Consider the following 15,331-nt stretch of genomic DNA (forward strand, 5'->3'; position numbering starts at 1 on the left):
CTCTTCAATTTAAGTTTGATGCTCATGAATTAAACTTCGTAATGAATTACGTATGTTCACTCATAAGACTTGGTATTCTATTTAGCGTCTTGCGACGTTAAGAATCCATGTCACTTTGAGTGCCCACACAGATTGTCTGATAAATTGTTAAAGAGCAGTGCAACGCGGCTTTCGCTCACCGTTGCGAGGTCCCGTATAATACGTTTTCCTCATTCAGAGTCAAGCGTTTAATTTCACTTTTCTCTGTCGGCGTTCATCGCTGAACCCCTACTGCCCCGGCGGCTTGCTTGCCGTTGTTCCGTGTCAGTGGAGGCGCATTATAGGGAGTTATTCTGAGGTGACAAGAGGAAATTTAAATAATTTTATCGTTCGCACTTTTTTTCACCAAAAGAGCCATAAAAGCACCATTAATCGCGCTATCTGCTGTTTTTAACGCCGAATTTTGTCCCTGAATGGCATACTAGAAAGGTAACTAGACATAAAGGAATGACATCAATGTCCTTAAGCGCGCAGCAGCTGGCAGCACAAAAGAACATCTCATGGGTTCTAGCAGAGAAACTAGCGCAGAAGATTTTAACCGGCGAGTATCCACCGGAATGCATTCTCCCCGGAGAAATGGAACTCGGTGAACAGTTTGGCGTAAGCCGGACTGCCGTTCGCGAGGCCGTAAAGACGCTTACCGCAAAAGGCATGGTACTTCCGCGTCCGCGTATCGGTACTCGGGTCATGCCGCGCAGCGACTGGAACTTTCTCGATAAAGAGCTGCTTTCGTGGTGGCTTACCGAAAACAACTTTGAAGAAGTGGTGGAACACTTCCTCGTGATGCGCAGCAGTCTTGAGCCTCAGGCCTGCATGCTGGCTGCCACGTTAGGCAGTGCAGAGCAAAAAGCCCGGCTGAATACATTAATGGAAGAGATGGTCCAGCTGAAGCGCCATTTTAATCGCGAGCGCTGGATTGAAGTGGATATGGCCTGGCATGAACAGATCTATGCCATGAGTACTAATCCGTTCCTGACCTCCTTTGCTTCCCTGTTCCACTCGGTCTATCAAACCTACTTCAACGCCATCACGCAAAATGAAGTGGTCAAACTCAGTCTCCATCAGGCCATTGTCGATGCCATTCAGGACAGCGACGGCCCGCGAGCCTGGCAGGCCTGCCAGGCGCTGTTAACCGCCCCTCATGCCCAGGCACATAAATAGATGACAGAAAAGAAAGCTCGGAGTATGGCTGGCCTGCCGTGGATTGCGGCCATGGCCTTCTTTATGCAGGCGCTGGATGCCACCATTCTGAACACCGCCCTACCGGCCATCGCCCACAGTCTGAACCGCTCCCCGCTGGCGATGCAGTCCGCTATTATCAGTTACACCCTGACGGTCGCGATGCTTATCCCGGTCAGCGGCTGGCTGGCTGACCGCTTCGGCACCCGACGCATCTTCATGATTGCCGTGAGCCTTTTTACGCTGGGCTCCCTGGCCTGTGCGCTCTCCAGTTCTTTATTAGAACTGGTCATCTTCCGCGTGATTCAGGGGATTGGCGGGGCGATGATGATGCCGGTAGCGCGCCTGGCGTTATTAAGAGCTTACCCGCGCAGTGAACTCCTGCCGGTGCTGAACTTCGTGACCATGCCCGGGCTGGTAGGCCCGATTCTGGGCCCGGTGCTGGGCGGAGTGCTAGTCACTTGGGCGACCTGGCACTGGATTTTCCTGATCAATATTCCGATCGGCGTGGCAGGGTTACTGTACGCCCGCAAATATATGCCGAACTTCACCACGCCACGACGCCGGTTCGATATGACCGGATTCCTGTTGTTTGGTCTGAGCCTGGTGCTGTTTTCCAGCGGCATGGAGTTGTTCGGTGAGAAGATCGTCTCGACGTGGATAGCGTTGGCGATTATTGCGTTGAGTGTCCTTCTATTACTGTCATACATTCGCCACGCCCGCCGTCACCCGACCCCGCTTATTGCGCTACCGATGTTTAAAACACGCACTTTCTCGGTCGGAATTGTAGGTAATCTGGCGACACGTCTGGGCACAGGCTGCGTGCCGTTCCTGATGCCGCTGATGTTGCAGGTGGGCTTTGGCTATCCGGCGCTAATTGCGGGCTGCATGATGGCGCCGACCGCGTTGGGCTCGATTCTGGCGAAATCCACCGTCACGCAGGTACTGCGCTGGCTGGGATACCGTAAAACGCTGGTTGGGATAACGGTGTTTATCGGCCTGATGATCGCCCAGTTTTCCGTACAGTCGCCTTCGATGCCAGTCTGGATGCTGGTCCTGCCTTTATTCGTGTTGGGAATGGCGATGTCGACGCAGTTTACCTCAATGAATACGATAACCCTCGCAGACCTGACCGACGAGAACGCCAGTAGCGGCAATAGCGTGCTGGCCGTGACGCAGCAGCTCTCTATTAGTCTCGGGGTTGCCATCAGCGCGGCGGTACTGCGTTTCTATGAAGGGTTCAGCGGAACCAACACCGTGGAACAGTTCCACTATACCTTTATTACCATGGGGGCGATTACCGTGGTGTCGGCCCTAACGTTTATGCTGTTAAAACCGAAGGATGGCCGCAACCTGATTAAGGATCGGCATAAGAAAGCTTAAGCCGATCCCCGCACCACCAGCTCGGGCGTGAGCTGCACACGCTGCTGTTTCTGCCCGGGCTGCGCCATGCGATGGATTAATACATCAATTGCCAGCTCGCCCAGCTCATCTTTGGGCTGATGGATAGTGGTCAGCGGTGGCGTCATGAATGCCGCCAGTTCGATATCGTCATAGCCGACAACCGCCATATCCCGTGGCACGCTTAGCCCCGCCTGATACAGTGCCTGGTAAACCCCTACCGCCATCGCATCGTTGCCGACAAATACCGCCTGCGGCGGTTCCGCTAAAGCCAGCAGCGACTGCATCGCCGTCAGGCCACCGCCAAACTCAAAGTCGCTGGTGATGACGTACTCGTCGTGAAGCGGTAAGCCACTGCGCTGCATGGCAGACTGATAACCTTCCAGTCGCAACCGCGCGGGGGTTTTATCCAGTGGCCCAGCAATACAGGCAATACGTGTGTATCCTTTATCAATCAGATACTGCGTGGCCATGTCTCCGCCGAGCAGCGAATTATCCTGAATCAGATCGCTGTCGCCATCAAACGGTGCCCAGTCCATCATCACTGTTGGGATAGACGGGTAGCGCTGCATGATCTCCTGCGATGGCTGGTGCGTTTCGGTACACAGCAGTAATAACCCGTCGACACGCTTTTGCATCAATGTTTCGAGGTTACTGTTCATACGCTGCTCATCCCCTTCGGTATTGCACAGCACCAGACTGTAACCACGCTCAAAGCAGCTCCGCTCTACGCCGCGCACCAGCTCAGAATAAAAAGGATTGGTACTGGCGGTGATCAACATGCCAATCGTATGGGTTTGATTGAGTTTGAGACTACGCGCCAGGGCGGACGGCGCATAGTTGAGACTTTTGATTGCAGCGTTCACTTTTTCGGTGATCGTGTCGCTGACGAACCGGTCTTTATTAATGACGTGAGAAACCGTCGAGGTAGAAACGCCCGCCTGACGGGCAACATCCTTCATGGTAGCCAAGCGTTACCCCTGCTGACGTAAGAAGTCGTCTATCTCTTTGCGCCATGGAACGGAAGGCTGAGCTCCTTTGCGGGTTACAGCGATAGCCGCCGCCGCATGGGCGAAGCGTAACGCGTCAGGCAGAGCTTCGCCTTCGAGCAGCGCCGTCATCAGCGCACCGTTAAAGGTATCCCCCGCGGCGATGGTGTCGATGGCCTGCACTTTGAAGCCTGGCACGCGTTGCCCGTTACCCTGCTGGCTCGCCCACACCCCACGACTGCCAAGCGTAATAATGACTGTACCTATACCTTTGTCATGCAGCACCTGCGCCGCTCTGGCCGCTTCATCATCATTGGAGACGCGCACGCCGGTCAGTTTTTCTGCTTCGGTTTCGTTCGGGGTAATGATATCCACCAGCGCGAGCAAATCGTCTGACAGTGCGCGGGCCGGGGCCGGATTCAGCACCACGGTGGTATTGTTGCGATGGGCAATTTCAGCGGCAGCCTGCACGCTTTCCAGCGGCGATTCAAGCTGCATCAGCAGCGCATCGGCGCGAGCGATACGCTGTTGCTGCTCCGCCACCAGGGTGGTAGAGAGCGCGGCATTAGCCCCAGCGTGAATACCGATGACATTCTCCCCTTCGCCGTTAACGAAAATCAGCGCCACGCCGGTGGATTCGCCCGCGACCACGGTCACCGGTTCGACGTCGATATTGTCGCTCGCCAACTGTTTGCGAACGCGCTCCCCGGTATCGTCATCGCCGGTGCAGGCAATAAACGCAATGTTGGCGCCGCTGCGTCCGGCGGCGACCGCCTGGTTAGCACCTTTGCCGCCAAATGCGACCTGATACTGGCTACCGGTGACGGTTTCGCCCGGGCGTGGGAACGATTCAAGGTTGAGAATGTGATCGGCATTGATGCTGCCAAGGACGACGAGGTTACCTGCGGTTTTCATAATCATGAGTGTCCGATAAAGAGCGCCACCGGGATTTCCGGTGGCGCGTGCCACACTTTTCTTTTTACGTTGTCCCCTCAGGCTCTTGTTGGCCTGAATCGGTGATGACTTATTGCTTGATGACCAGCTTCAGGTCAACTGGATATTTGGCCTGAACCTTCTCACCTTTCAGCACCTTAGCAGCAACGTCAACGCCCTGGGCGCCGATTTGCTCTGGCAGCTGTGCAATCGTCGCAGCCAGTTTGCCATCATTTACTGCTTTTTCGCCATCCGGAGTGCCATCAAAACCGACAACCATCACATCGGATTTACCGGCCGTCTGCAGCGCACGCAATGCACCCAGCGCCATTTCATCGTTCTGCGCGAATACCGCCTGCACGTCAGGATGTGCTGTCAGCAGGTTCTGCATGACGTTCAGACCTTTGGTACGGTCGAAGTCTGCTGGCTGGCTGGCGAGGACGTTAAATTTGTGTGCCGCAACGGCCTGCTGGAAACCTTCACCACGTTCGCGGGCGGCGGATGTCCCGGCAATGCCCTGCAGTTCGATAACTTTCGCGCCTTCACCGGCTTTCTTCGCGATGTAGTCACCCGCGATTTTGCCGCCCAGCACGTTATCAGAAGCGATATGGCTGACCACCTCACCTTTAGACGCCTGACGGTCGAGGGTGATGACCGGGATCTTGGCCTGGTTTGCCATCTTCACGGCATTACCCACGGCATCGGAATCGGTTGGGTTGATCAGCAGAATTTTGGTGCCACGTACCGTCAGGTCCTGCACGTTCGCCAGCTCTTTTGCCGGGTTGTTCTGAGAATCCAGCACCACCAGGTTGTAACCCAGTTTATCCGCCTCTTTCTGCGCACCGTCTTTCAGGGAAACAAAGAACGGGTTGTTCAGGGTGGAGATAACCAGCGCAATGGTGTCTTTCGCCATCGCATTAGCACTTACGGTGGCGCTCAGTGCCACAGCAGAAACCAGGGTAGCCAGTTTTTTCATGTTCATATCTGAGATGTCCTGTTATGTCAGTTATTACTGCTTTTTGTTGTCTACCAGCACCGCCAGCAAAATCACCACCGCTTTAACGATCATCTGGTAATAGGAGGAAACACCTAACAAATTCAAACCATTATTAAGGAAACCGAGAATCAATGCGCCGATCAGCGTCCCAACAATGCGACCTTTACCGCCCGCAAGGCTAGTGCCGCCCAGAACCACTGCCGCAATCGCGTCCAGCTCATAGCCCGTCCCGGCCGTCGGCTGGGCGGAAGAGAGGCGCGCGACTTCGATAATCCCCGCCAGTGAAGCCAACAGGCCGCACAGCGAATAGACGATAATTTTAACCTTATTGACGCTGATCCCGGACAAGCGGGTAGCCGCTTCGTTGCCACCCAGCGCATAGATATAGCGGCCCAGGCGGGTGTGATGCAGCATGTACCACGCGGCGATAAACACAATCGCCATGATCCATACCGGGGTCGGAATGCCCAGCGGACGACCAATCCCGAACCAGCCAAACACATCGGCGTTATCAGTAAAGCCGGTATTCACCGGGCTGCCATTGGTATACACCATGGTCACCCCGCGCAGCAGCAGCATCATGACCAGGGTGGCGATAAACGCCTGCACCCGACCTTTGGCGACAATAACCCCAGTGACCGCGCCAATCGCAGCCCCTAATGCCAGCGCCGCCGCAACCGCCACCAGCGCATTCACTTCAATGCCAACAATCGAGGCCGCCACGGCACCAGTCAGCGCCAGCAAAGAACCGACCGACAGGTCGATACCGGACGTCAGGATAACCAACGTCATCCCCACCGCCATGATGGCGTTGACCGACGTCTGTTGCAGAATGTTGAACAGGTTATTAACGGTAAAAAAGTTCGGACTCATGGTCGAGACGACCGCGATCAGCACCAGCAGGGCAATCAGCGATTTTTGCTCTAACAGCCACGCTTTGGTGAAGTAGCGGCGACCAGCAACAGCCTGGGTAGTCATCTTTCTTACTCCTGAATCACACGATTAAGCTTGCCCACAGCGGCAGCCATCAATACTTCCTGGGTGGCCTGCTCGCGTGTGAATTCACCGCCGAGATGCCCTTCGTGCATCACCATGATGCGATCGCTCATGCCTAACACTTCCGGCATCTCCGAAGAGACGAGAATGATGCTCAGGCCATCGGCTTTAAACTGGTTAATCAGCTGATAGATCTCTTTTTTCGCCCCGACGTCGACGCCACGGGTGGGTTCATCGAGGATCAGTACTTTTGGACGCGTCATCAGCCCGCGGGCGATAGCCACTTTTTGCTGATTGCCGCCGGAGAGCAGGCCAATCGCCTGTTCCATCGACGGCGTTTTGACGTTGAACAGGCGGATAAAATCGCTCACCGCCTGCTGCTCATCTTTATGCTTCAGCCCACCGCCCGTGCGGCTGAAATAGCGCAGCGCAGTCAGGGACATATTCTCTTTGACCGACATACCCAGCACCAGGCCGTCACGTTTACGGTCTTCGGAAATATAAACGATACCGTTCGCCAGGCCGTCCTGCGGGGATTTGGTCACCACTTCATGGCCATCAAGCGTAACGTAGCCACTGGTTCGCGGCAGCGCGCCGTACAACACTTTCATCAGTTCGGTACGCCCGGCGCCCATCAGTCCCGCCACACCGAGGATTTCCCCTTTGCGCAGAATAAAGCTGACGTTTTCCACACCCGGGCCACACAGATTATCGACCTTCAGACGCACGTCACCGGTGGCTTTATCAAGATGCGGATATTGATCCTCAAGCTTACGCCCAACCATCATTTCAATCAGCGTATCTTCGGTTAGGGTCGCCACTTCACGTTCGGCGATAAACTGCCCATCGCGGAACACGGTTACGTCATCGCAAATCTCGAAGATCTCTTTCATGCGATGGGAAATGTAGACGATGCCGCGCCCCTGGGATTTGAGCTCGCGAATCACGCGAAAGAGTGATTCGGTTTCGGTGTCGGTTAGCGCGTCCGTCGGTTCATCCATGATGATGACCTTCGACTCAAAGCTCAGCACCTTGGCGATTTCCACCATCTGCTGATCGCCAATTGACAGTTCACCCACCAACCGGTCGCTTTTGAAGCGTAGGTTGAGTTTCGCCAGCAGTTTATCTGCCTCGGCGTACATGGTTTTCCAGTCGATTTTGCCGAAGCGGTTAACGAACTCGCGGCCTAAGAAGATGTTCTCGGCGATGGTCAGCTGCGGGATCAGGTTCAGTTCCTGATGAATGATGCCGATCCCGGCTTCCTGTGACGATTTCGGCCCGGTAAAGGTCGTTTCCTGGCCGAGCCATTGCAGCGACCCGGCATCTTTGCTGTAGATCCCGGTCAGCACTTTCATCATCGTCGATTTACCGGCGCCGTTTTCGCCCACCAGCGCCATCACGCGCCCGGCGTAGACATTCAGCGATGCGCCAGAAAGGGCTTTAACGCCCGGGAACGATTTATCGATCCCTTTGAGTTGCAATAATGCGTCCATGGCGGCCTCAGAACGTGACGCCAGCACAGAGAATGATATTCGCATACGGGGAACACTCTCCGCTGCGAATCACCGCCTGACTGTCTGCGGTTTGTTGTTTGAACTGCTCATGTGTGGTGTAACGAATTTCAATGGTGTTTCCCTGGTGCTGCTGCAGTTGCTCCAGATGGCGGAGCAACGTTTCGTGGAGCTGCGGATTATGGGTTTTAATTTCCGCGGCGAGAATTGCCGTCTCAACCTGCATTTCCGTGGTGACTACGTCCAGCACCTGCATAAATGTAGGCACGCCCTGGGTTAAAGCCATATCAATGCGTTGCGTACTGTGCGGGACAGGTAAGCCTGCGTCACACACCACCAGCGTATCGGTATGCCCAAGACGGGAAATGACCGAGGAAATATCAGCGTTAAGTACCGTACCTTTCTTCATCGTTCTGCTCCACTAGCGAAACGTTTCGCTGGTAATGAGTTTAATCTTAACGGCGTACAGAAAACCACCATCAGGTTGCAGAAGTGTGATCGGCATCGAAACGTTTCGCTAAGTGAAATTTAGCGGGAGGTAAACAAGAAATGCCCGGCAGCGAAGACCGGGCATTTTAGGGAAAACTTAAATCTCGACCTGGGTTCCGAGTTCGATAACCCGGTTCGGCGGGATCTCAAACTGGTCAGGCGCACGCAGGGCGTTGCGTTGCAGCAGCAGGTACAGCTTACCGCGCAGACGCAAATACCACGGTCTGTCGTTTCCAATAATCAACGACTCATGAGACATAAAGAACGAGGTTTCCATCATCCGGCAGCTCAGGCCTTCAAGGCCACAGCGGTGGAAGACTTCTTCCACGTTCGGTGTTTCACGCCAGCCGTAACTCGCCACCACGCGCCAGAACGACGGTGACAGCTGCTCAATCTGCACCCGGCGCACGTTATGGACGTAAGGCGCATCTTCGGTTCTCAGCGTCAGCAGGATCACTCGCTCATGCAGCACTTTGTTGTGCTTGAGGTTGTGCAACATCGCAAATGGGATCACGTTCAGGGCGCGGGACATATATACCGCGGTGCCCGGTACGCGAACCGGCGGCGATTTCTCCAGGGACGCAATCATCGCTTCGAGAGAATTACCGTGCTCGTGCATACGACGCAGCAGGCGGAAACGCTCGCTTTTCCAGGTGGTCATAATCATGAACATCACCAGGCCCAGCGTCAGCGGCAGCCAACCGCCGGAAAGCAACTTATCGAGGTTCGCTGAGAACAGCGGCACATCAATGCACAGGAACGCGACCAGAATCAGGAACACAAAGTATTTGTTCCAGTGCCAGTTATTGCGCGCCACAGTCGTCGCCAGGATCGTGGTCAGAACCATGGTCCCGGTAACCGCGATACCGTATGCCGCCGCCAGATTGCTCGAGTGCTGGAAGCTGACAATCACCAACACCACAGACACATACAGCAGCCAGTTAATGAACGGGATGTAAATCTGGCCGGATTCCATTTCGGAGGTGTGGATGATGCGCATCGGCGACAGATAACCCAAGCGCACCGCCTGACGCGTCAGAGAGAAGACGCCCGAGATAACCGCCTGAGAAGCGATAACGGTGGCCAACGTGGCGATAATCAGCATGGGGATCAGCGCCCATTCAGGTGCCAGCAGGAAGAACGGGTTTTTGATGGCTTCAGGATGCTTGAGCAGCAGCGCCCCCTGGCCGAAATAGTTCAGAACCAGCGAAGGCAATACCACTGTAAACCAGGCAATACGAATCGGCAGTTTGCCGAAATGCCCCATATCGGCATACAGCGCTTCCACCCCGGTGATGGACAGCACCACCGCGCCGAGCGCCACGAACGAGACGGTTTTGTATTCAAGGAAGAAATGCACCGCCCAGTATGGGTTCAGCGCATGAAGCACTTCCGGGTTATCGATGATGCTGCGCGCGCCAAGAACGGCCAGTAACAGGAACCAAATAAACATAATAGGGGCGAACAGTTTCCCCACCAGCGCGGTACCGTGTTTCTGAATCATAAACAGCAGGGTAAGAACCCCGATAGAGATAGGCACTATCCAGCTGTCAAGCTGAGGAGCGATGATTTCAAGCCCTTCAATGGCCGACATCACCGAGATGGCGGGGGTAATGACCACCTCACCATAGAAGAAGCTGCCGCCAATCAACCCGAGAATAACCAGTACCGAGGTCATTCTCGCCGACGTGTTACGCCCCGCAAGTGACATCAGCGTCAGGATCCCACCCTCTCCAGCATTATCCGCACGCATCACGAAGGTGATGTACTTCAGGGAAACGGTCAATATCAGCAGCCAGAAGATCAGGGATAAAAAGCCGAAAACGGCATCCCGTTCCACGCCAAATCCAAACTGGCCCGAGAGACACTCTCTCAACGTATACAGGGGGCTGGTACCAATGTCACCGTATACCACGCCGATTGCCGCAAGGGTGATTGCCGGCAATGATTGCTTATTATCAGTGCTCATAGACTCGTCTTTCGTTTAATAAGACAAATGTGTACCTGAATCCGTGGCTCACAAAAGGCGCACAGTATGCACGATTAATCGAAAAATCGTACTCCCAAATGACAACACGTTAACCTTGCTCAAAAATTGTCGGCGCTTACTCGCACTATTACCCATCCCCAGCAAACGGCTATAATCGCTTGATAGCTGGATAAATAGCGGAAGGACACCACTCTATTATGGCGCAATCACACTTATTAGCAGAAAGAATTTCCCGACTCAGCGAGGCCCTTGAAAAGGGCCTTTTTGAGCGCAGTCATGCCATCCGTCTGTGCCTTCTGGCCGCGCTGAGTGGCGAAAGCGTGTTTCTGCTCGGGCCACCTGGAATAGCCAAAAGCCTTATCGCCCGCCGCCTCAAATTCGCCTTCCAGCACGCCCGCGCCTTTGAATACCTGATGACCCGTTTCTCCACCCCGGAAGAGGTGTTTGGCCCGCTGTCGATTCAGGCGTTAAAAGATGAAGGCCGCTATGAGCGTTTAACCACCGGCTACCTGCCCGAAGCAGAAATCGTGTTTCTTGATGAGATCTGGAAAGCGGGCCCGGCAATCCTCAACACCCTGCTGACGGCTATCAACGAACGTAGCTTCCGCAACGGTGCGCACGAAGAAAAAATCCCGATGCGCCTGCTGGTGGCCGCTTCGAACGAACTGCCGGAAGCAGACAGCAGCCTTGAAGCGCTGTACGACCGAATGCTTATCCGCCTGTGGCTCGACAAAGTACAGGACAAAAGTAACTTCCGCTCTTTGCTTATCAATCAGCAGGATGAAAGCACCAACCCGGTGCCGGAAAATTTACAGGTCACCGATGAAGAGTTTGCCCAGTGGCAGGTGGATATCGGTAAGGTGAAGCTGCCGGATGCTGTTTTCGAGCTGGTGTATCAGCTACGTCAGCAGCTCGATACGCTCCCCAGCGCGCCATATGTGTCCGATCGCCGCTGGAAAAAAGCGATCCGGTTATTACAGGCCAGCGCCTTTTTCAGCGGCCGCGATACCATCGCTCCTATCGATCTTATCCTCCTGAAAGACTGCCTGTGGCACGATGCGGAAAGCCGCAATCTGATGCAGCAGCAGCTGGACGTTTTGATGACCGGGCACGCCTGGCAGCAGCAGGCAATGCTTACAAAACTCGGGACGATTATTCAGCGCCGACTCCAGCTTCAGCAGCAGCAAAGTGACAAAACGGCGCTGAAAGTGACACGTCTGGGCGGGATGTTCAGCCGGAAGCCGCATTACGAACTGCCGGATGATGTGCAGGAGCCGACGCTAACCCTGCTGTTGCAGCAACCGCTGAAGCTGCATGACATGAGCGTGGTTCACGTCACGCTCGAACGCCCGGCACTGGCGCACTGGCTGGAGAAAGGTGGCGAGATCCGCGGCAAACTCAACGGTATTGGTTTTGCGCAGGTGCTGAATATGGAAGTCGACACCAGCCTGCATCTGGTGGTTCGCGATGTGAGTCTGCAAGGCTCTCGTTTAGCGCTGCCGGGCAGCTCAACGCCGGAAAACATGCCGGGCGAAATCAAACAGCAACTGGATGCCCTGGACGACGAGTGGCATCAGCAGCACAACCGCTTTAGCGAGCAGCAGAAATGCTTGTTCATTCCCGGTGACTGGTTGGGCCGCATTGAGGCCAGCCTACAGGATGTTGGCGCGCAGATTAAACAGGCGCGGCAATAATGCTCAGCCTCGACACGCTCAATGTCATGCTCGCGGTCAGCGAGGAAGGGATGATTGAAGAGATGATCCTCGCCCTGCTGGCTTCCCCGCAGCTGGCATTGTTCTTCGAGAAATTCCCTCGCCTGAAAACCGCTGTCGCCGAAGACATTCCGCGCTGGCGCGAAGCGCTGAAAGGCCGACTGAAAGAGATGCCGGTACCGCAGGATCTCAGCGATGAAGTGATGGCCTATCAGCAAAGCCAGGTCCTGTCGACGTCACAATTTATCGTCCAGCTTCCGCAACTCCTGACCCTGCTACAGAAACTGCATTCCCCGTTTGCCGCGCAGGCGCAGCAGCTGGTGGACAACAACGCCACCTTTACCGCCGCATTACATACCCTGTTTTTACAACGCTGGCGGTTGAGCCTGGTGGTTCAGGCCACCACGCTCAATCAACAGCTGCTGGAAGACGAGCGCGAACAGCTCCTCAGCGAAGTGCAGGAGCGCATGACCCTTAGCGGACAGCTGGAGCCGGTGCTGGTGGAAAACGATACCTCAGCCGGACGATTGTGGGATATGAGCGAGGGCCAGCTAAAGCGCGGCGACTGGCAGCTCATCGTTCGGTACGGCGATTTTCTCAGCGAGCAGCCGGAGCTGATGCGCCTTGCCGAGCAGCTCGGGCGTTCACGCGAGGCGAAATCAGTGCCGAAAAAAGATTCGCCAATGGAAACCTTCCGCACAATGGTGCGTGAACCGTCCACGGTGCCGGAACAGGTTGATGGCCTACAGCAAAGCGATGACATTCTGCGTCTGCTGCCGCCGGAACTGGCGACACTTGGCATTACCGAACTGGAATATGAGTTTTATCGCCGACTGGTGGAGAAGCAATTACTCACTTACCGCCTGCATGGTGACGCCTGGCATGAAAAACTGAGCGAGCGCCCGGTGGTGCATCAGGACGTAGATGAACAGCCGCGCGGGCCGTTTATCGTCTGCGTGGATACCTCTGGCTCGATGGGCGGATTTAACGAACAGTGTGCGAAAGCATTCTGTCTGGCGCTAATGCGCGTCGCGCTGGCCGACAACCGCCGCTGTTTCATTATGCTGTTTTCCAGCGAAGTAGTGCGCTACGAGTTGACCGGTCCCCAGGGGCTGGAACAGGCAATCCGCTTTTTAAGTCAGCGTTTTCGCGGCGGGACGGATATTGCCAGCTGTTTTCGCGCCATAATCGAACGGATGCAGGGCCCGGAATGGACCGACGCCGATGCGGTGGTGATTTCAGATTTCATCGCCCAGCGGTTGCCGGATGATGTGGTGACCAAAGTCGGGGAGCTGCAGCGCAAACACCAGCACCGTTTTCATGCGGTGGCGATGTCCCAACACGGTAAACCCGGCATTATGCGCATCTTCGATCATATCTGGCGCTTTGATACCGGGCTGCGCAGCAGGCTGCTGCGCCGCTGGAAACGCTAATTAAAGCAGAGAGGTGACGCTTTCGCGGATCTGCTGGGGCCATACGCCGCACTGAACCTGACCGATATGCGGCAGCTGCAGCAGTAACATGGTCAGGCGTGACTGTCCGATACCGCCGCCCACCGTCTGCGGCATTTCACCTCTGAGCAGCCCCTGGTGCCACTCCAGCTGCAGACGATCCTCATCCCCAGTGAGTGCTAACTGACGTTTCAGCGCCTCAGCATCCACGCGAATCCCCATCGAGGAGAGCTCAAATGCGTCTTCCAGCACCGGGTTCCACACCAGGATATCTCCGTTGAGACCTGATAGCCCGCTTTCCCCTTGGGTGCTCCAGTCATCATAATCCGGGGCACGCACGTCATGGCGTTTACCATCGGACAGCTTACCGCCGATCCCCATCAGGAATACCGCACCCAGATCTTTAGCTATGGCGCGCTCGCGGCCTTTGGCATCCAGACCCGGATAACGGGTCAGTAACTCTTCGCTATGCACAAAGTGGATCTGCTCTGGCAGGAACGGTGCCAGACCAAACTCTTTGCTGACAGCTGACTCGGTCGCTTTGATCCCGGCATAAATCGCCTCAACCGTTGCTTTCAGCGTCCCGGTGTGACGTTCGCCGTCTCCCATCACTCGTTCCCAGTCCCACTGGTCAACGTAAACGGAGTGAATAGCCGAGAGTCGGTCTTCATCGGGGCGAAGGGCTTTCATGTGCGTGTACAGCCCTTCGCCCGCGCTGAAGTCGTGTTGTCCGAGCGTCTGACGTTTCCACTTCGCGAGGGAATGCACCACCTCGAACTGGGCGTCAGGCAAGTTTTTCACTTTTACCTGTACCGCTTTTTCGCAACCAGACAGGTTGTCCTGCGTGCCATCGCCTACACGGCTTAAGATCGGCGCCTGAACTTCAACGAGTCCAAGTCTGTCTTCGAGCTCACGAGAAAAATGGGACTTAACGAAACTGATCTGGCGTTGTTTTGCGATGTAAGCGGTTTTCATTTTTATGACTCCTGCGTCCTGTTGCCTTTGATTAAGCAACAGAAAGCGGGTGTAATTCAATAATCACCAAGCAAAAAGCCCATGATGGTTTTGATTCGTCAAAATAAATCGCTAAAATAGAGTGAATCATCAAACTTCATAAGAAAAACCTATGGAAAATTATCAGATCGACAATCTCGACCGCGGCATCCTTGAGGCATTAATGGCCAATGCGCGCACCGCCTATGCCGAACTGGCCAAACAGTTTGGCGTCAGCCCCGGCACGATTCATGTGCGCGTAGAGAAGATGAAGCAGGCAGGCATCATCACAGGCGCTCGCATTGACGTTAACCCGAAACAACTGGGTTATGACGTGTGCTGCTTTATCGGCATCATATTGAAAAGCGCCAAGGACTACCCCTCTGCGCTGGCCAGGCTGGAAAGCCTCGATGAAGTGACCGAAGCGTATTACACCACCGGGCACTACAGCATCTTTATAAAGGTAATGTGTCGCTCGATCGATGCCCTTCAACAGGTACTTATCAACAAGATCCAAACAATCGATGAAATTCAGTCCACCGAGACTCTGATCTCCCTGCAGAACCCGATCATGCGTACCATTCGCCCGTGATCGGGCTTTTTAATCCCACATCTTTCCACAGGTAGATCCCAGCTCACACACAGCGTACA

13 protein-coding genes are annotated in these 15,331 nt (G+C 54.9%); 5 read left to right on the top strand and 8 right to left on the bottom strand.

Annotated features, from left to right (window positions below):
- Nucleotides 1-495 precede the first annotated feature (495 nt).
- Together ACG0Z5_RS14575 and mdtD are read left to right on the top strand one after the other, a co-directional pair.
- Nucleotides 496-1,200: a FadR/GntR family transcriptional regulator gene (locus ACG0Z5_RS14575; RefSeq protein ID WP_394448440.1), complete on the top strand. Its 705-nt coding sequence runs from the start codon at nt 496-498 to the stop codon at nt 1,198-1,200.
- Nucleotides 1,201-2,601, top strand: coding sequence for a multidrug transporter subunit MdtD (gene mdtD / locus ACG0Z5_RS14580; RefSeq protein WP_394448443.1), 1,401 nt, complete (start codon nt 1,201-1,203; stop codon nt 2,599-2,601). It begins immediately after the preceding gene.
- Here mdtD and rbsR read toward each other — a convergent pair.
- From rbsR to kup, 7 genes are all read right to left on the bottom strand, one after another.
- Nucleotides 2,598-3,590: a ribose operon transcriptional repressor RbsR gene (gene rbsR / locus ACG0Z5_RS14585; RefSeq protein WP_394448446.1), complete on the bottom strand. Its 993-nt coding sequence runs from the start codon at nt 3,588-3,590 to the stop codon at nt 2,598-2,600. The genes mdtD and rbsR overlap by 4 nt on opposite strands.
- A gap of 3 nt (nt 3,591-3,593) precedes the next feature.
- Nucleotides 3,594-4,523, bottom strand: coding sequence for a ribokinase (rbsK, locus tag ACG0Z5_RS14590; RefSeq protein ID WP_394448612.1), 930 nt, complete (start codon nt 4,521-4,523; stop codon nt 3,594-3,596).
- A 109-nt stretch (nt 4,524-4,632) separates the two neighbouring features.
- The gene (gene rbsB, locus ACG0Z5_RS14595; RefSeq protein WP_319627326.1) at nt 4,633-5,523 is read right to left on the bottom strand and encodes a ribose ABC transporter substrate-binding protein RbsB; all 891 of its coding nucleotides are present in this window, start codon (nt 5,521-5,523) and stop codon (nt 4,633-4,635) included.
- Nucleotides 5,524-5,550: 27 nt separating this feature from the next.
- Nucleotides 5,551-6,516: a ribose ABC transporter permease gene (gene rbsC, locus ACG0Z5_RS14600; protein ID WP_319627325.1), complete on the bottom strand. Its 966-nt coding sequence runs from the start codon at nt 6,514-6,516 to the stop codon at nt 5,551-5,553.
- Nucleotides 6,517-6,521: 5 nt separating this feature from the next.
- A complete protein-coding gene (gene rbsA, locus ACG0Z5_RS14605) occupies nt 6,522-8,027 on the bottom strand; it encodes a ribose ABC transporter ATP-binding protein RbsA (RefSeq protein ID WP_394448449.1) in 1,506 nt (501 codons plus the stop codon).
- A gap of 7 nt (nt 8,028-8,034) precedes the next feature.
- A complete protein-coding gene (gene rbsD, locus ACG0Z5_RS14610; protein ID WP_394448452.1) occupies nt 8,035-8,454 on the bottom strand; it encodes a D-ribose pyranase in 420 nt (139 codons plus the stop codon).
- Nucleotides 8,455-8,631: 177 nt separating this feature from the next.
- Complete coding sequence (gene kup / locus ACG0Z5_RS14615; protein ID WP_394448455.1) at nt 8,632-10,503, bottom strand: low affinity potassium transporter Kup; 1,872 nt, start codon at nt 10,501-10,503, stop codon at nt 8,632-8,634.
- Between the two features lie 218 nt (nt 10,504-10,721).
- Between kup and ravA the strand changes: the two genes are divergently transcribed.
- Complete coding sequence (gene ravA, locus ACG0Z5_RS14620) at nt 10,722-12,218, top strand: ATPase RavA (protein ID WP_394448458.1); 1,497 nt, start codon at nt 10,722-10,724, stop codon at nt 12,216-12,218.
- Entirely contained in the window at nt 12,218-13,669 is a 1,452-nt protein-coding gene (gene viaA, locus ACG0Z5_RS14625; RefSeq protein ID WP_394448461.1) for an ATPase RavA stimulator ViaA, read from the top strand. The genes ravA and viaA overlap by 1 nt, the downstream gene beginning before the upstream one ends.
- On the opposite strand, the gene asnA is transcribed toward viaA, so the two are convergent.
- Nucleotides 13,670-14,662, bottom strand: a complete 993-nt coding sequence (gene asnA / locus ACG0Z5_RS14630) for an aspartate--ammonia ligase (protein ID WP_394448463.1) — start codon at nt 14,660-14,662, stop codon at nt 13,670-13,672.
- A gap of 151 nt (nt 14,663-14,813) precedes the next feature.
- On the opposite strand from asnA, the gene asnC reads away from it, so the two are divergent.
- The gene (gene asnC, locus ACG0Z5_RS14635; RefSeq protein ID WP_045853727.1) at nt 14,814-15,272 is read left to right on the top strand and encodes a transcriptional regulator AsnC; all 459 of its coding nucleotides are present in this window, start codon (nt 14,814-14,816) and stop codon (nt 15,270-15,272) included.
- Nucleotides 15,273-15,331 lie beyond the last annotated feature (59 nt).

This window comes from Scandinavium sp. M-37 (assembly GCF_043558715.1).
Classification (GTDB): Bacteria; Pseudomonadota; Gammaproteobacteria; order Enterobacterales; family Enterobacteriaceae; genus Scandinavium; species Scandinavium vulneris_A.

Bases quoted from the DNA above. Each gene is read 5' to 3' on its own strand.
- ACG0Z5_RS14575 (WP_394448440.1), top strand. From the start codon at position 496: ATGTCCTTAAGCGCGCAGCAGCTGGCAGCACAAAAGAACATCTCATGG.
- mdtD (WP_394448443.1), top strand. From the start codon at position 1,201: ATGACAGAAAAGAAAGCTCGGAGTATGGCTGGCCTGCCGTGGATTGCG.
- rbsK (WP_394448612.1), bottom strand. From the start codon at position 4,523: ATGAAAACCGCAGGTAACCTCGTCGTCCTTGGCAGCATCAATGCCGAT.
- rbsB (WP_319627326.1), bottom strand. From the start codon at position 5,523: ATGAACATGAAAAAACTGGCTACCCTGGTTTCTGCTGTGGCACTGAGC.
- rbsC (WP_319627325.1), bottom strand. From the start codon at position 6,516: ATGACTACCCAGGCTGTTGCTGGTCGCCGCTACTTCACCAAAGCGTGG.
- rbsA (WP_394448449.1), bottom strand. From the start codon at position 8,027: ATGGACGCATTATTGCAACTCAAAGGGATCGATAAATCGTTCCCGGGC.
- rbsD (WP_394448452.1), bottom strand. From the start codon at position 8,454: ATGAAGAAAGGTACGGTACTTAACGCTGATATTTCCTCGGTCATTTCC.
- kup (WP_394448455.1), bottom strand. From the start codon at position 10,503: ATGAGCACTGATAATAAGCAATCATTGCCGGCAATCACCCTTGCGGCA.
- ravA (WP_394448458.1), top strand. From the start codon at position 10,722: ATGGCGCAATCACACTTATTAGCAGAAAGAATTTCCCGACTCAGCGAG.
- viaA (WP_394448461.1), top strand. From the start codon at position 12,218: ATGCTCAGCCTCGACACGCTCAATGTCATGCTCGCGGTCAGCGAGGAA.
- asnA (WP_394448463.1), bottom strand. From the start codon at position 14,662: ATGAAAACCGCTTACATCGCAAAACAACGCCAGATCAGTTTCGTTAAG.
- asnC (WP_045853727.1), top strand. From the start codon at position 14,814: ATGGAAAATTATCAGATCGACAATCTCGACCGCGGCATCCTTGAGGCA.